The organism is Bradyrhizobium genosp. SA-3 (genome assembly GCF_004212635.1).
GTDB lineage: Bacteria > Pseudomonadota > Alphaproteobacteria > Rhizobiales > Xanthobacteraceae > Bradyrhizobium.
In genome coordinates this window covers 43,472-58,645 of the sequence record NZ_PSRT01000001.1, presented here as the reverse complement: position 1 = coordinate 58,645, position 15,174 = coordinate 43,472, and the positions used below count along the sequence as shown (strand labels likewise).

Annotated in this window: 10 protein-coding genes and 3 pseudogenes; 10 read left to right on the top strand and 3 right to left on the bottom strand. The window is 65.2% G+C overall.

Going from position 1 to position 15,174, the window contains the following annotated elements:
* Positions 1-85 precede the first annotated feature (85 nt).
* The 4 genes and pseudogenes from CWO91_RS00260 to CWO91_RS00245 all read left to right on the top strand — a co-directional run bounded on the left by CWO91_RS00260 (position 86) and on the right by CWO91_RS00245 (position 4,521).
* Positions 86-379, top strand: coding sequence for a hypothetical protein (locus CWO91_RS00260; RefSeq protein WP_130211736.1), 294 nt, complete (start codon positions 86-88; stop codon positions 377-379).
* Positions 380-700: 321 nt separating this feature from the next.
* Complete coding sequence (locus CWO91_RS00255; RefSeq protein WP_165405151.1) at positions 701-1,942, top strand: hypothetical protein; 1,242 nt, start codon at positions 701-703, stop codon at positions 1,940-1,942.
* 63 nt (positions 1,943-2,005) lie between these two features.
* Positions 2,006-2,281 carry a TonB-dependent receptor plug domain-containing protein gene (locus CWO91_RS00250; protein WP_130211734.1) on the top strand — a complete coding sequence of 92 codons (276 nt, stop codon included), beginning with the start codon at positions 2,006-2,008 and terminating at the stop codon, positions 2,279-2,281.
* A 271-nt stretch (positions 2,282-2,552) separates the two neighbouring features.
* Positions 2,553-4,521, top strand: a pseudogene (locus CWO91_RS00245) (putative bifunctional diguanylate cyclase/phosphodiesterase).
* 7 nt (positions 4,522-4,528) lie between these two features.
* On the opposite strand, the gene hutU reads toward CWO91_RS00245, so the two are convergent.
* From hutU to hutI, 3 genes and pseudogenes are all read right to left on the bottom strand, one after another.
* Positions 4,529-6,199 carry a urocanate hydratase gene (hutU, locus tag CWO91_RS00240; RefSeq protein ID WP_130211733.1) on the bottom strand — a complete coding sequence of 557 codons (1,671 nt, stop codon included), beginning with the start codon at positions 6,197-6,199 and terminating at the stop codon, positions 4,529-4,531.
* 9 nt (positions 6,200-6,208) lie between these two features.
* Positions 6,209-7,778 (bottom strand): annotated as a pseudogene (hutH, locus tag CWO91_RS00235) (histidine ammonia-lyase).
* Positions 7,763-8,977, bottom strand: a complete 1,215-nt coding sequence (hutI, locus tag CWO91_RS00230; protein ID WP_130211732.1) for an imidazolonepropionase — start codon at positions 8,975-8,977, stop codon at positions 7,763-7,765. The pseudogene hutH and the gene hutI overlap by 16 nt, the downstream one beginning before the upstream one ends.
* Positions 8,978-9,058: 81 nt before the next feature.
* On the opposite strand from hutI, the gene CWO91_RS00225 reads away from it, so the two are divergent.
* From CWO91_RS00225 to CWO91_RS00200, 6 genes and pseudogenes are all read left to right on the top strand, one after another.
* Positions 9,059-10,417: a formimidoylglutamate deiminase gene (locus CWO91_RS00225; RefSeq protein ID WP_130211731.1), complete on the top strand. Its 1,359-nt coding sequence runs from the start codon at positions 9,059-9,061 to the stop codon at positions 10,415-10,417.
* Positions 10,414-11,142 carry a histidine utilization repressor gene (gene hutC / locus CWO91_RS00220; protein WP_130211730.1) on the top strand — a complete coding sequence of 243 codons (729 nt, stop codon included), beginning with the start codon at positions 10,414-10,416 and terminating at the stop codon, positions 11,140-11,142. The genes CWO91_RS00225 and hutC overlap by 4 nt, the downstream gene beginning before the upstream one ends.
* Positions 11,143-11,248: 106 nt before the next feature.
* Positions 11,249-12,193 (top strand): ABC transporter substrate-binding protein, encoded by a 945-nt coding sequence (locus tag CWO91_RS00215; protein ID WP_130211729.1) that lies wholly within the window; start codon positions 11,249-11,251, stop codon positions 12,191-12,193.
* Between the two features lie 71 nt (positions 12,194-12,264).
* Positions 12,265-13,038 (top strand): ABC transporter permease, encoded by a 774-nt coding sequence (locus tag CWO91_RS00210; RefSeq protein ID WP_130211796.1) that lies wholly within the window; start codon positions 12,265-12,267, stop codon positions 13,036-13,038.
* A complete protein-coding gene (locus CWO91_RS00205; RefSeq protein ID WP_164939435.1) occupies positions 13,035-13,820 on the top strand; it encodes an ABC transporter ATP-binding protein in 786 nt (261 codons plus the stop codon). Before CWO91_RS00210 ends, CWO91_RS00205 begins: the two co-directional genes overlap by 4 nt.
* Positions 13,813-15,044, top strand: a pseudogene (locus tag CWO91_RS00200) (Zn-dependent hydrolase). The gene CWO91_RS00205 and the pseudogene CWO91_RS00200 overlap by 8 nt, the downstream one beginning before the upstream one ends.
* The last annotated feature ends 130 nt before the right edge of the window (positions 15,045-15,174 follow it).

Here is a 15,174-nt window from a genome sequence, read left to right as displayed (position 1 = left end):
AGAGAGTTGAAGAGATGGCGACAGATCGGCAGGAACGTCGCTGGCGCAGACGGATTGTCCGGGATGCAAAGTAAGGGAGAATCCTATGAAGAAGTTCATGTTGGCATCCGCGTGCATCATGGCGCTGGCGACCGGTAGTGCCTTCGCGCAGACACAACCCGCTCCAGGCGCATCCAGTCAGGGCGAGGTCGGTCCCTCATCGCGTGGCCCCGCGACCAAAGGTATGACGACGGGCCGCGCATCGAACATGCAGAACGAGGCCAGCGACAGCAAGGGCGCACAGTCGCCATCCGCAGGCGGCACCAATACGAATAACATGGGCAACCAGGCCGGCGGCGGTGCGGGTTCTGGCGGCGGTGCGGGCTCCGGCGGGAAATAGCGCGAGAGAAGACGTTGCAGCTGCACGCAGCTTGAAGATTTCTGGGGGTTCGCTGCCAAGCGCGAGCCCCCCGCTCACGCCGATCGCTAACCACCGCAATTCGCACGCGTCCGCTTCGGAATTTGCTCTTCCAACTGAGCTGGGACGTCGTCAGACGATCGCGCAACGCGCACGATGGTGCACGGATGTTCTGCAATTGGTCCCACCTAGATTGACATCGGTGTGACGGCCGGGGCAGTTTTTCACATTGCTGACGAATCAGCGATTGCCTTACGCCGAGTACCTCTTGGACAACTCCCAGTGCTTTCGAGACTGATATCGTTGCTGCGCCGCATCCCTGCGGTGAAATGGGCGTTCACCCGGCTTCGGCCCCTGCCGCACAGCGGCAGTGTCGACGTCGCACCGAGTGCCGCAAGCGATTCACTCGCCGTCACCACCGACATTGCAGAAGCAGCTCCGTCTCTCGACACCGGTCTCAGCACCGCTTCGTGCTGCAGCGATACCGAGATCGCGGTCACGATTCCGGTCGCAGGGAACGACACTGTCATCGCGGAAAGCACATCGGCAGCGCCAATCGATATCGACATCAGCGACCATCCACCCCTGGAGATGCCGGCAGACGTCGAACCGGGCGTCGTCGAAGAGGTTGCGGTCTCGTCGACCGAGAGCGAGCCGGTTGATGCACCTGAACTCATCAGCAACGATCCGCCCGCAGATCTCCCGGCAAGGATTGAACCCGCCGTCGTGGAAGAGGCAGCGGTCGCAGCCGCCGTCGAGGTCGAGCCGGTCGATGTTCCTGAGCCCCTCATCAGCAGCAATCCAGCTTGCGAACTCCGGGCCAACGTCGGACCCATCGCGGAGGAGGCGCCGGTCGCGGCCGCCGACGTCGCGGTTGCCTCGGCTGACACACCCGTTCTCATCATCAACGATGACACTTCCACCGGCCACCCAGGGGATGTTGAGCTAGCCGTCGTAGACGACTCGCGTGTCGACGCGCTTGCCGATAGCGAAGTCTCGGCGAAGCATGCCGAGGGCAGCATCGACAGGGCTCCGTCTCCCAGTGTCGCCGTAGAGATCGAGCCCGGCTTCGCCAGCGATTCCGCGCTTGTCGCAACGATCATCGCAGCGGACGCCTCCGCCAACACACCGAGCGTCGTCACGGATGTCGCGCCGGAGCCGATCCTCGAGTCTCCCGCTCCGAAGACACCCAGCACGCGGAAGCCTCGGCCAAAGGTCGCAGAGCCCACCGACCGCGCAGCGCTGATCCGGCAGCGCTGGGCCGAGACCGGGATCAGGATGTGGAATCCGCGCCTGCACGGCACCGGCGACGCCACGCTCAACATCCAGGGCAGTGTCGGACTGCTGCCGCCCGCGCCCGGCGAAACGATGCCGCGCTACGACAAGCTGGAATTCAAGATACTCGGCGGGCAGATCGTCTGCGAGGGCGTCATCGTCGAGGCGCCTGCGCTTGCGAGCCAGCGCAGTTTCACCCGGCTCGCCGAGCCCGGGAAACACGACCGCGCCCGCGAGCCGGTGCGGGAACTTCAGGCCGCTCTCGCCTGATCCTTTCTTCTGCGGCCACCGGTGCGATGTGCTAGGTTGATGTCCCGACATGGGAGATCGCATATGCGCGCAAGGTCATTGTCTCTGATCCTGATCGCCGCCTTCTGCATCTCGCAGCCCGCTTTGGCCGCGGGCAAACGGCCACGTCATGCGACCGCTCCTGCCACCGATCCGGTCACGCCCTACAAGGCCGATCGGCTCTCTTCCTCGCGCGGCGAGACGATCCTCAACACGCCCGGCCAGACCACCGTGCTGACGCGGCAGGTTCTCGACGACATGAACGCGACGAGCCTCCGGGACGCCATGCGCTCGACCGCCGGCGTGACGATCGGGCGCTAGGCGTCTCGCACCGCTTTCGGCCGACGTGCGGCAATGTGCTGCGCCGATACGCATGGTTAGCAACTCGTAACCGCGAGCGGCATGTCAGCGCCAGAAGCGCCTGGCTCCGCCGCCACATATCCTAACAGGGTCTGACCAGAACACGCGTCCGGAGAATTCGCGACCGCATGCAACCTGCGCCACCCTGTCGCGCCGAGCCCCATCTAACGCGTCCTTTAACCGCGCCGTGCAAGATCGCCCGATTTTTCAGGGATCCGGGGCTCGTATTTCAATGCCTGTTGCCGATTTGAAGTCTCATTTCGCCGCCGCAATACGGTTGTTTCACGTCCCGGCCGACAACCCCGATCTGATGCGCGCGCAGTTCGACGCCTTCTCCAAGCAAGTCCCGCTGCTCTACTTCATCCTCATGAGCAACACGATCGCCGTCGCCTACACGTATGTGAACGTGGCGCCGGACTGGCTGACGATGATCGTGCCGAGCCTGCTGACCGTGTTCGCGGGCTTGCGCACTTTCTGGTGGCTGCGTCAGCGCCACCTCGTGCGCAGCGATGCCGACATCCTGCGCAATCTGCGCGCCACCAACTGGCTGACACTGCCGATCGGCGCCGGCTTCACCGTCTGGTCCTTCGCGCTCTACCCCTACGGCGATCCGTTCGCCAAGAGCCAGGTCGCCTTCTACATGGCGGTCACCGTGATCGGCTGCATCTTCTCGCTGATGCATCTACGCTCGGCGGCGCTGATCGTGACGCTGATCGTCGACGTGCCCTATGTGCTGTTCTTCTTCGCTACGTGTCTCGGGCGCGATGGTGACGGTGCTGTTCATCTACTACCGCGACTTCGCCGATCTCGTCGCGAGCCGCAAGTCGCTGCTCGCGCAGCAGGCGGCGACACAGGCGCTCTCCGACGAGAACTTCCGCCTTGCCAATCTCGATTCCCTCACCGAGCTGCCGAACCGCCGCCGCTTCTTCGCCGAGCTGTCGAGCGCCTTTACCGATGCCGAGCGCAGGAGCGTTCGCGTCGCGGTCGGGATCATCGACCTCGACGGCTTCAAGCCGATCAACGACAATTATGGCCATACCGTCGGCGACCGCGTCCTGATCGAGGCGGGCCGCCGCATCCGCGAAGTCTGCGAAGGCTTTGGCCCGCGACGCGTGGAATTCGCAAGGCTCGGCGGCGACGAGTTCGGCCTCGTCGTGTGCGGCGATCCCGATCATGCCGATCTGATGCGGCTCGGCGAGCGCATCGGTAACCATGTCAAGCTGCCCTACCAGCTCGACACCGCCCATACCGGGCTGTCCTGCTCGATTGGTTTTGCGCTGTTCCCGAAGTCGGCGACGACGTCGGAAGCGCTCTATGAATGCGCCGACTACTCGCTGTATCACGCCAAGCGCCATCTGCGCGGCCGCACCGTCATCTTCTCGAGCGAACTGGAGGCCGAGATCCGCAGCCGCGGCGTCATCGAGAATTTGCTCCGCAGTGCCGATTTCAGCACCGAGATGGACCTGGTGTTCCAGCCGATCGTGGACGCCATGAGCGAGCACACCGCCGGCTTCGAAGTCCTGGCGCGTTGGCACAGCTCCCGCCTCGGCCTGGTCTCGCCGGCCGATTTCATTCCGGCCGCCGAGCGCATCGGCCTGATCCGGCCGCTGACGCAGGCGCTGCTGGTTCGCGCGCTCGCGACCGCCAGGACCTGGCCCGACCACATTCGCCTGTCGTTCAACCTCTCTGCCCACGACGTTTGCGCGGCCGAAGGCATCCTGCAGCTGATCGCCATCATCGAGAAGAGCGGGCTGCCGCCGCACCGGATCGATTTCGAGATCACCGAGACCGCCGTCACTTTCGACTTCGTGCGCGCGCAGCAGTCGATCGCGACGCTGAAGGCGATGGGCTGCGGCATTTCGCTGGATGATTTCGGCACCGGCTATTCCTCACTCAGCCACGTGCACCGGCTGCCGCTCGACAAGATCAAGGTCGACCGGAGTTTCGTCGCCGACATCAACGACAATCCCGTGAGCTACAAGATCATCAAGTCGCTCACGGGCCTGTGCGACGACATGGAGATCGCCTGCGTCGTCGAGGGTGTCGAGACTCGTGCTCAGCTCGATACCCTGCGCCGCCTGGGATGCGACTTCATCCAGGGTTATTATTTCGCAAAGCCCATGCCGGGCGACGCGATCGGCGACTATCTCGTCAAGGAACAGCTGCGCCTCGACAGCGCCGGGGCCAAGGTCGTGGCCTGAGGCGCGACTACTTCGCCAAGCTCGGCAGATCGAGACCCTTGTCACGGGCGCAGTCGATCGCAATGTCATAACCGGCGTCGGCATGGCGCATCACGCCGCTGGCAGGATCGTTCCAGAGCACGCGTTCGATACGCTTTGCGGCTTCCGGCGTGCCGTCGGCGACGATCACCATGCCGGCGTGCTGCGAATAGCCGATGCCGACGCCGCCGCCGTGATGCAGCGACACCCAGGTCGCGCCACTGGCGCAATTGAGCAGCGCGTTGAGCAAGGGCCAGTCGGATACCGCGTCCGATCCATCCTTCATCGCCTCGGTCTCGCGGTTGGGGCTTGCCACCGAGCCGCTGTCGAGATGATCGCGGCCGATGACGATCGGCGCTTTCAATTCGCCGCGCGCCACCATCTCGTTGAAGGCAAGGCCCAGGCGATGGCGATCGCCAAGGCCGACCCAGCAGATCCGCGCCGGCAGGCCCTGGAACTTGATGCGCGCCTTGGCCATGTCGAGCCAGTTGTGCAGATGCTTGTCGTCAGGCATCAGCTCCTTGACCTTGGCGTCGGTCTTGAAGATGTCCTCGGGATCGCCCGAGAGCGCGGCCCAGCGGAACGGCCCGACGCCGCGGCAGAACAGCGGACGGATATAGGCGGGAACGAAGCCCGGGAAATCGAAGGCGTTCTTCAGACCCATGTCCTGCGCCATCTGGCGGATGTTGTTGCCGTAGTCGAGCGTCGGGATGCCCTGCGCGTGGAAATCCAGCATGGCCTTCACGTGATCGACCATCGACGTCTTCGAGGCACGCTCGACCGACTTCGGATCGGCGGCGCGCTTGGCTTCCCACTCGGCCAGCGTCCAGCCTTTCGGCAAGTATCCGTTGATTGGATCATGCGCGCTGGTCTGGTCGGTGACGATGTCGGGCTTGACACCGCGGCGGACCAGTTCCGGGAAGATCTCAGCCGCATTGCCGAGCAGGCCGACCGAGACCGCCTTCTTCGTCTTCGCGGCCTCTTCCATGATCGTGAGCGCTTCGTCGAGCGTTGCGGCCTGGCGATCGAGATAGCCGGTGCGTAAGCGCATCTCGATGCGGCTCGGCTGGCATTCGACCGCGAGCATCGAAGCGCCGGCCATGGTCGCGGCCAGCGGCTGCGCACCGCCCATGCCGCCGAGGCCGGCGGTGAGAATCCATCTGCCGGCGAGGCTGCCGCCATAATGGCGACGACCGACCTCGACGAAGGTTTCGTAGGTGCCCTGCACGATGCCCTGGCTGCCGATATAGATCCAGGAGCCCGCAGTCATCTGGCCGTACATCATCAGGCCCTTCCGATCGAGCTCGTTGAAATGATCGAGCGTCGCCCAGTGCGGCACGATGTTGGAGTTCGCGATCAGCACGCGCGGCGCGTCGGCATGAGTGCGGAACACACCGACCGGTTTTCCGGATTGGATCAGCAAGGTCTGGTCGTTTTCGAGCTTGCGCAAGACCGCCGTGATCCGGTCGAAGCTCTCCCAGTCGCGCGCGGCGCGGCCGATGCCGCCATAGACGACGAGCTCGCTCGGCCGCTCCGCCACGTCGGGATCGAGATTGTTCATCAGCATGCGCAAGGGCGCTTCCGTCAGCCAGCTCTTGGCGCTGATGTCGCTGCCGCGGGGCGCGCGGATGGTGCGGTCATTGTCCAGTCGGCGGTTCATGCGGACCTCTTAGTCAAGTCTCGGAAACGGATCGGATGGAAGTGCGGTGATCGCGATGGCCGGCAGCGCGTCGGCCTCGATCAGTACAGCTGCCTTGGCGAGATCGCCGGCCATGTAGCGGTCGGCACCGAGTGCGGGCACTTGCTCACGAAGCGCGGCAATCACGGCAACGAGCGGCGCGCTCGTCGCATGCGGCGCGCAGCGTGATGCCTTGGGCGGCGACCAGAAGCTCGATGCCGAGAATGGCAGCGAGATTGTCGGCCATGTCGGACAGGCGCCGCGCGGCATGCGCGGCCATCGAGACGTGGTCTTCCTGGTTGGCGCTGGTCGGCGTCGAGTCGATCGAGCAGGGAAGCGCGCGCTGCTTATTCTCTGCATAGAGCGCGGCCGCCGCGACCTCGGCAATCATGAAGCCGGAATTGATGCCGGGGTCGGGCGTCAGGAACGGCGGCAAGCCGAAATTGAGCGCGGGGTCGACCAGCGTCGCGATGCGCCGCTCGCTGATCGCGCCGATCTCCGATAGCGCGAGCGCAATCGCATCGGCGGCAAAGGCCACCGGCTCGGCGTGGAAATTGCCGCCGGAGACGATCTCGCCGGTCTCGACCAGCACCAGCGGATTGTCGGTGACGGCGTTGGCCTCGATGATCAGTGTGCGCACTGCCTGTGTGATCAGGTCGAGCGCTGCGCCCGCGACCTGCGGCTGACAACGCAGGCAATAGGGGTCCTGCACGCGCTCGTCGCCTTCGAGATGCGACAGGCGGATGTCGCTGCCGTCGAGCAGCGCCGTTAGCGTCGCGCCCGCCGCGATCTGCCCGGCATGACCGCGCAGCGCCTGGATTTCGGGACGGAACGGCGCCGTCGAGGCCATCGCCGCATCGACTGACAGCGCCCCAGTGACCAGCGCGGCGCGAGTAAGGCGAAATGCGCGCAGCACGCCCGAGATGGCGTAGGCGGTCGAGAACTGCGTGCCGTTGATCAGCGCGAGGCCCTCTTTAGGGCCAAGCGTCAGCGGCGCGAGACCGGCGGCCTTTAGTGCCTCAGCGCCTGATACAGTTTTCCCGTCAACGATCGCCTGCCCTTCGCCGATCATCACTGCCGTCATATGCGCAAGCGGTGCAAGATCGCCGGAGGCGCCCACGGAGCCCTGCTGCGGCACCAGCGGATAGACACCCTGCGCCAGCATGTCCTGCAGCTGCTCGATCACCTCGCGGCGGACGCCGGAGGCGCCGCGGCCGAGCGAGACGATCTTCAGCGCCATCATGAGCCGCACGATCGATTCGGGTGTCGCCGGGCCAACGCCGCAGCAATGCGAGACGATCAGGTTGCGCTGGAGCAGCGTGGTCTGGGCCGGCGGAATGCGCTTCGACGCAAGCTTCCCGAATCCGGTGTTGATGCCGTAGACCGGGACATCCGCGCGCGCGGCTCTTGCGACGATCTCCGCCGCGGCTTCGACTCGCGGCCAGAACGAGGGCTCGAGCACGACGGGCGCACCATCGAGCACGCACGCGAGATCATCGAGACCGACCGTCCCTGGTCTGACGACGATCGCTGTGTCCTGCTCCGTCACTGCCCCCTCCATATCCGCTCGTGCAGCGGATTGAAGCCGATGCGGTAGACCAGCTCGGCCGGCCGTTCGATGTCCCAGATCGCGAGATCGCACCATTTGCCGGCATCCAACGTGCCGGTCTCATCCAGCACATCAAGCGCCCGCGCCCCCTCGCGCGTCACGCCGGCAAGGCATTCGGCCACCGTCATCCGGAACAGGGTCGCCCCCATGTTCATCACGAGCAGGAGCGAGGTCAGCGGGGAGCTGCCGGGATTGCAGTCGGTCGCCAGCGCCATGTGGACGCCAAGCTTGCGAAAGGTCTCGACCGGCGGCTTTTGTGTCTCGCGGATGAAGTAGAAGGCGCCGGGCAGAAGCACCGCCACCGTTCCGGCCTTGGCCATCGCGGCAGCACCAGCTTCGTCGGTGTGCTCGAGATGATCGGCAGAGAGCGCCGAGAATTTCGCGGCAAGCGCAGCACCGCCGAGATTCGAGAGCTGGTCGGCATGGAGCTTGACCGGCAGTCCAAGTCCCCTCGCCGTCTCGAACACCCGCGCAGTCTGCTCGGCGGAGAACGCGATGCCCTCCATGAAGGCATCGACGGCATCGGCAAGGCCTGCCTTAGCGACCGCGGGCAGCATCTCTTTGCACACGAGATCGATGTAACGATCCTTGTTGCCCTCCGCCTCCGGCGGCAGTGCGTGCGCGCCGAGGAAGGAGGTGCGGATCGCAACCGGCCGCTGGCCACCGAGGCTGCGCGCAGCGGCAAGCTGACGCATCTCGGTCTCGGTATCGAGGCCGTAGCCGGACTTGATCTCGACCGTGGTTGCACCCTCGGCGATCAGCGCATCGAGCCGCGGCAGCGCGCCTGCGACGAGCTCGGCCTCGCTCGCCTTCCGCGTCGCAGCCACCGTCGAGACGATGCCGCCGCCGGCGCGCGCGATCTCTTCGTAGCTCGCCCCCTTCAGGCGCAGCTCGAACTCGTGCGCGCGGTTGCCCCCATAGACCAGATGGGTGTGGCAATCGACGAGGCCGGGCGTGATCCAGCGTCCCTCGCAATCGATCCGCTCGGCCGCATCGGCATCCGACGGAAAATCGATCTGCGCAGCCGCATAGACGATACGGCCGCCGCGCGTGGCGATTACGCCCCGCTCGATCTCGCCAAGGTCAGGACGGTCAGCCCGCATCGTGGCGAGCCGGGCATTGTGCCAGATCCGGTCGAAGCGCTCTGCCATGAAAGGCCCCTTCGTGGGATGCTTGACTTATATGTCTAGACATATAATCGTGGGGCGGTTCTGTCCAGCCGGCGTGTAATCATGACCCGACTGCATTTCGCTTCCGCGCTCCTGCCCTCGGGCTGGGCCAATGACGTGCAGGTGGTCATCACCGCCGGCGCGATCGCGGCAGTGACGCCGAATGTGGCGCCGGCGGCCGGCGACGAGTGCCACGCAATCGCGCTTCCGGGATTGGCGAGCCTGCACAGCCACGCGTTCCAACGCGGCATGGCGGGCCTCGCCGAGTTGCGCGGCGACAGCACCGATACCTTCTGGACCTGGCGCGAGACGATGTATCGCTTCGCGCTGGCGATGACGCCGGACGACGTTACCGCCGTCGCGACGCTGCTCTATGTCGAGATGCTGGAGCAGGGTTTCACCCGCGTCGGCGAATTTCACTATCTCCATCATGATCGCGACGGCTCGCCCTACGCTGATCTCGGCGAGATGGCCGCGCGCATTGCACAGGCTGCCGAAGCTTCAGGCATTGCGCTGACGCTGCTGCCGAGTTTTTATGCGCATGGCTCCTTCGGCGGCGCAGCGCCGCATGCCGGCCAGCGCCGCTTCATCTGCTCGGTCGATCAGTTCGCCGCCCTGATGACCGCATCACGCAAGGCCATCGCAACATTGCCGGGCGCCAATATCGGCATCGCGCCGCACAGTTTGCGCGCGGTGACGCCGGACGAACTCGCCGCGATCATTCCGCTGGCCGATGGCGGACCGGTGCACATTCATGCCGCCGAGCAGGTGAAGGAAGTCGAGGATTGCCTGGCATGGTCGAGCCAGCGGCCGGTGCAATGGCTGCTGGAGCACGCGCCCGTCGATCAACGCTGGTGCCTCATCCACGCCACCCATACGACGGATGAGGAAGTCACCGCATTCGCCAAAGCCGGCGCGGTCGCCGGTCTCTGCCCCATCACGGAAGCGAGCCTCGGCGACGGCATCTTTCCGGCGCGCGAATTTCTCGCCGCCGGCGGCGCGTTCGGTGTAGGCACCGATTCCAACGTGCTGATCGGTGTCGCCGACGAGTTGCGCCAGCTCGAATACGGTCAGCGTCTGAAGCATCGTCAGCGTAACGTACTCTCCAGCGGCGCGGGGCGCTCGACCGGACGCACGCTGTTCGATCATGCGCTCGCAGGCGGCGCGCAGGCGATGGCGCAGACGACCGTCGGCCTCGCGCCGGGTGCGCGCGCTGACATCGTCACGCTCGACAAAGCACATCCGTCGCTGGCGGGACGCGCACGCGACGCCATCATCGACGGCTGGATCTTTGCGGCCGGCGGCGGCGCGATCGATTGCGTCTGGGCCGGCGGCGATAGGGTCGTCGAGAATGGCCGGCACAAGCTGCGCCAAGCCGCACGCGCGCGCTTCAACGCATCTATGCGGAGGCTCGTCGCATGAGCCTCGCGACCGATGCGGCCGACAAGCCGACGCTCTACAAGCGAATCCGCGCCGACATCGAGAAGCGCATTTTGACCGGCGAATGGCCACCCGGGCATCGCATCCCCTTCGAGCACGAGCTGGTCGCGCGTTACGGCTGCTCGCGCATGACGGTGAACAAGGCGCTGTCGGAGCTGGCGCAAGCCGATCTGATCGAGCGGCGGCGGCGCGCCGGCTCCTTCGTGCGCCGGCCGCAGCATCAGTCCGCCGTGCTCAAGATCGCCGACATCCGGGCCGAAATCATCGCGCTCGGCCGCAGCTACGGCTACGAGCTGATCGGCCGCAAGCTACGCACGGCGACCGCCACTGACCGCGACCGCCTCGGCGTCAAGAAGGCCGGCAGGGTGGTCGCGATCGCCTGCCGGCACAGCGCCGACAACGTGCCCTTCGCCGTCGAGGACAGGCTGATTGATCTGTCGTCCGTGCCGAGTGCTGCGACCGCGGACTTCTCGCGCGAGCCGCCCGGCTCGTGGCTGCTCCACCATGTGCCATGGACGGAGGCCGAGCATACCATCAGCGCCATCGTTGCGGATGATCGCGCGGCGAAGGCGCTCGACATCGCGATCGGCGCGCCCTGCCTCGTGATCGACCGCTATACCTGGCGCAGCGCGCGCACGATCACCGCGGTGCGGTTGCTCTATCCTGGTGACTCTCACCGCCTTGTCGCCCGATTCAAGGGAGGCTGAGAGAATAGTGTCGGCACAATTCGTGCAATGCTTCGGGCAACGGTCCAAATGGACCGACAAGGATCAACAGGACGTCAATCCATCGATCGGCAAGAGGACGACAATCATGCGTAGTTCAAAAGTATTTGCGACAATCATTGCCCTCGCGGCCTCCACTCCGGTGCTCGCCGACGACGTCAAGGTCGGCATCGGCATCTCCGGATGGACCGGCTTCGCGCCGCTGACGTTGGCGAAGGAGGCCGGCATCTTCAAGAAGAACGGCCTCGACGTCACCATCAAGAAGATCCCGCAGAAGGATCGTCACCTCGCGATTGCCTCCGGCGACGTCCAGTGCGCGGCAACGACCGTCGAGACCTGGATCTCCTGGAACGCCAATGGCGTTGCCACCAAGCAGATCTTCCAGCTCGACAAGAGCTACGGCGCCGACGGCATGGCCGTCCGCAACGATCTGGCTTCGATCAAGGATCTGAAGGGCAAGACCGTCGCGGCCTCCGCGCCCGGCACCTCGCCTTATTTCGCGCTGGCCTGGATGCTCAAGAAGAATGGTCTGTCGGTGAAGGACGTCACCGTCGTCAACCTCGAGCCGGCTGCGGCTGCGCAGGCATTCGTCTCCGGCCAGAACGATGCCGCGATGACGTATGAACCGTATCTTTCGACGGTTCGCGCCGCGCCCGACAAGGGCAAGATCATCGCAACCACGCTCGACTACCCGATGGTCATGGACACATTCGGCTGCACGCCGAAGTTCCTCACCGAGAACCCGAAGGCCGCGAAGGCGCTCGCCGACAGCTATTTCGAGGCGCTCGACATGATCGCCAAGGATCAGGCCAAGGCCTACGAGATCATGGGCGCCGATGTGAAGCAAAGCGGCGAGCAGTTCGGCAACTCGGCGAAATATCTGCGCTGGCAGGACAAGGCCGCGAACCAGAAGTTCTTCGCCGGCGATTTCCTGACCTTCAACAAGGAGGCCGCCGACCTCCTGCTCGAGATCGGCATCATCAAGACCGCACCGAAGGTCGAGGACCTCTTCGACGCGAGCTACATCAAGTAAACTTCTGCAAGCTGCCGGTTCCGCCAGGAGGCGGAGCCGGCGCATGATCGACTATTCGGATAGACAGTTTGATGCGTCCCCTGGATCCCGTGACATCGAAGCAACGCATGGCGTACGGCCTTGCATTCTTCGTGCTGTTCGTTGCCCTCTGGTCCTGGGCGACGCTCGGCGGCCATGTGTCGAAGACATTCCTCGCAAACCCGCTGACCATGGTGCAGGAAGGTTACGACCTGCTGACGAAGCAGGGCTTCGTCTACGACATCGGCATGACGATCTGGCGCGTCGTCGGCGGCTTCGCGCTCGCCGCGATCATCGCGGTGCCGCTCGGCGTGCTGATGGGGGCCTACAAGCCGGTCGAAGCGTTCCTGGAGCCGTTCGTCTCCTTCGCGCGCTACTTGCCCGCGTCCGCGTTCATTCCGCTTCTGATCCTCTGGGCCGGCATCGGCGAATTGCAGAAGCTGCTCGTCATCTTCATCGGCTCGGTGTTCCAGGTCATCCTGATGGTTGCCGTGACCGTCGGCGCAACGCGGCGCGATCTGGTGGAGGCGGCCTATACACTCGGGGCCAGCGACCGCGGCATCATCCGCCGCGTGCTGCTGCCTTCCTCCGCCCCCGAAATCGCGGAGATCCTGCGGCTGGTGCTCGGCTGGGCCTGGACCTATGTCATCGTCGCCGAGCTGATCGGTTCGTCCTCGGGCATCGGCCACATGATCACCGACAGCCAAGCGCTGCTCAACACCGGCCAGATCATATTCGGCATCATCGTGATCGGACTGATCGGCCTCCTCTCGGACTTCATGTTCAAGGCGTTCAACGCCTGGCTGTTTCCGTGGAGGCTCGCATGACAATCCTCAAGATCGAACAGGTCTCGCGCACCTTCCCTGCACGCCACGGCAACGCGCCGACCAGGGCGCTGGAGCCGACCGATCTCGTCATCGGCAACAACGACTTCGTCACCATCCTCGGCCCGTCCGGCTGCGGCAAGTCCACACTGCTCCGCATCGTCGCGGGGCTCGATCGTCCGACCAGCGGGCGCGTCACGCTCGATGGGCGCGAAGTGACCGGCCCGGGCGCCGATCGCGGCATGGTGTTCCAGTCCTATACGCTGTTCCCCTGGCTGACCGTGCGCGAGAACATCGCCTTCGGCCTGCGCGAGCGCGGCGTGTCGCAAGACGAGCGGAACAGGATCGCCGACGCTTTCATCCGCCAGGTCGGATTGTCCGGCTTCGAGAACCACTGGCCCAAGCAGCTTTCCGGCGGCATGCAGCAGCGCACGGCGATCGCCCGTGCGCTCGCCAACGATCCGAAAATCCTGCTGCTCGACGAGCCCTTCGGTGCGCTGGACAACCAGACCCGCGCCCTGATGCAGGAGATGCTGCTCGGGATCTGGGAGCGCGACCAGAAGACCGTGCTGTTCGTGACCCACGACATCGAGGAGGCGATCTTCCTCGGCAGCCGCGTCATCGTCATGAGCGCGCGCCCCGGCCGCATCAAGGCCGAGATCCATGTGGACCTGCCGCATCCGCGTTCCTACAAGATCAAGACCACGCCCGAATTCGTCCAGCTCAAGGAGCGGCTGGTCGAGGAGATCCGCACCGAGGCGCTGAAAGTTGCCGAACATGCCTGACACCCAGCTCCGCGCCGACGGGAAGCGCGTCCTCGCCGACCTCAACGCACTCCGCTCGATCGGCGCCTACAAGACCGGCGTGCACAAGCCGACCTTCTCCGAGCCGCACAGGCTTTCGCTGGACTGGCTGGTGCAGAAGCTGCCCGACGCCGGCCTCTCCGCCACGATCGACGGCATTGGCAATGTCTTCGGTACCAGCGCAAAGCCGGGACCGAAGCTGCTGGCGGGATCGCATCTGGAAAGCCAGAATTACGCCGGCTGGCTCGACGGTCCGCTTGGCGTCGTCTATGCGCTCGAAGCCGCGCGCGTGCTCAATGCCGATCCCTCGTTCAAAGGCGTGGTCGAGGTCGCTGCCTGGTGCGACGAGGAAGGACATTTTGGGCATTTCCTCGGCTCGCGCTCCTATGTCGGCCAGGTGACGGAGGCCGACATCGATGCTGCCCGCGACCGCACCAGCGGCCGCACCATGCGCGACGCACTCGCCGAGATGGGGCTCTCGGGACGCCCGCGCATCATCGCCCCGCCGGGCCGGCACGTCGGATATCTGGAGGCGCATATCGAGCAGGGCGACACGCTCGAAAGCGGCCGCCTCGCGATCGGCGTCGTGACCTCCATCGTCGGCATCTGGCAATACCGGATCAATTTCGTCGGCGAGCAGAACCACGCCGGCACCACCCGCATGGCCGTGCGAAAGGATGCCGGCCTGGCGCTGGCCAAATTCTGTGTCGCGATCGACGAACGTTTCCCTGATGCCTGCGGCCCCCGCACGGTGTGGACCACCGGTCGCATCACGCTCGATCCCGGCGCTCCGAGCATCATTCCGGGTGGAGCAGAAATGCTGTTCCAGATCCGCGACGACGACCCGGCGGTCATCGCGCGGCTCGAACAGTTGCTGCGGACCATGGCCGACGAGGTCAACGCGAAGGGGCCCTGCACCGTCACCGTGGAGAAACTGCGCACCGGCGCGCGGCCATGATGAATGTCGGCTTTCAGGATGCCATCGAAGCCGCGAGCAAGGCCCTGGCTAGTGGACGGTCGATCCGCATGCCCAGCGGCGCCGGCCACGATGCGCAGATGCTGGCAACGATCATGCCCGCGGCGATGCTGTTCGTCCCGTCGATCGGCGGCATCAGCCATCACTGGACCGAGAACACCGCCGATGCCGACATCGTCACCGGCGCGGAGGTGTTCGTCGACGCCTGCCGCCGCATCCTCGGCGGCTGAGCATACGGGCCGTCCCTGCTCGATCGATCGGGCATCGATCGTGGCGGGATCGGGCAAATCTTGCCCGCTTTGGGAAAGACTCATGACCCGAAGCGTGCCTAGAAGCGGGGCTCGCATGCGAGAGGTCCGC

Excerpts from the sequence above, each read along its gene's own strand:
- CWO91_RS00250 (WP_130211734.1), top strand. The coding sequence starts at position 2,006 with ATGCGCGCAAGGTCATTGTCTCTGATCCTGATCGCCGCCTTCTGCATC.
- hutC (WP_130211730.1), top strand. The coding sequence starts at position 10,414 with ATGAGCCTCGCGACCGATGCGGCCGACAAGCCGACGCTCTACAAGCGA.
- CWO91_RS00225 (WP_130211731.1), top strand. The coding sequence starts at position 9,059 with ATGACCCGACTGCATTTCGCTTCCGCGCTCCTGCCCTCGGGCTGGGCC.
- CWO91_RS00205 (WP_164939435.1), top strand. The coding sequence starts at position 13,035 with ATGACAATCCTCAAGATCGAACAGGTCTCGCGCACCTTCCCTGCACGC.
- CWO91_RS00260 (WP_130211736.1), top strand. The coding sequence starts at position 86 with ATGAAGAAGTTCATGTTGGCATCCGCGTGCATCATGGCGCTGGCGACC.
- CWO91_RS00215 (WP_130211729.1), top strand. The coding sequence starts at position 11,249 with ATGCGTAGTTCAAAAGTATTTGCGACAATCATTGCCCTCGCGGCCTCC.
- CWO91_RS00210 (WP_130211796.1), top strand. The coding sequence starts at position 12,265 with ATGCGTCCCCTGGATCCCGTGACATCGAAGCAACGCATGGCGTACGGC.
- hutU (WP_130211733.1), bottom strand. The coding sequence starts at position 6,199 with ATGAACCGCCGACTGGACAATGACCGCACCATCCGCGCGCCCCGCGGC.
- hutI (WP_130211732.1), bottom strand. The coding sequence starts at position 8,977 with ATGGCAGAGCGCTTCGACCGGATCTGGCACAATGCCCGGCTCGCCACG.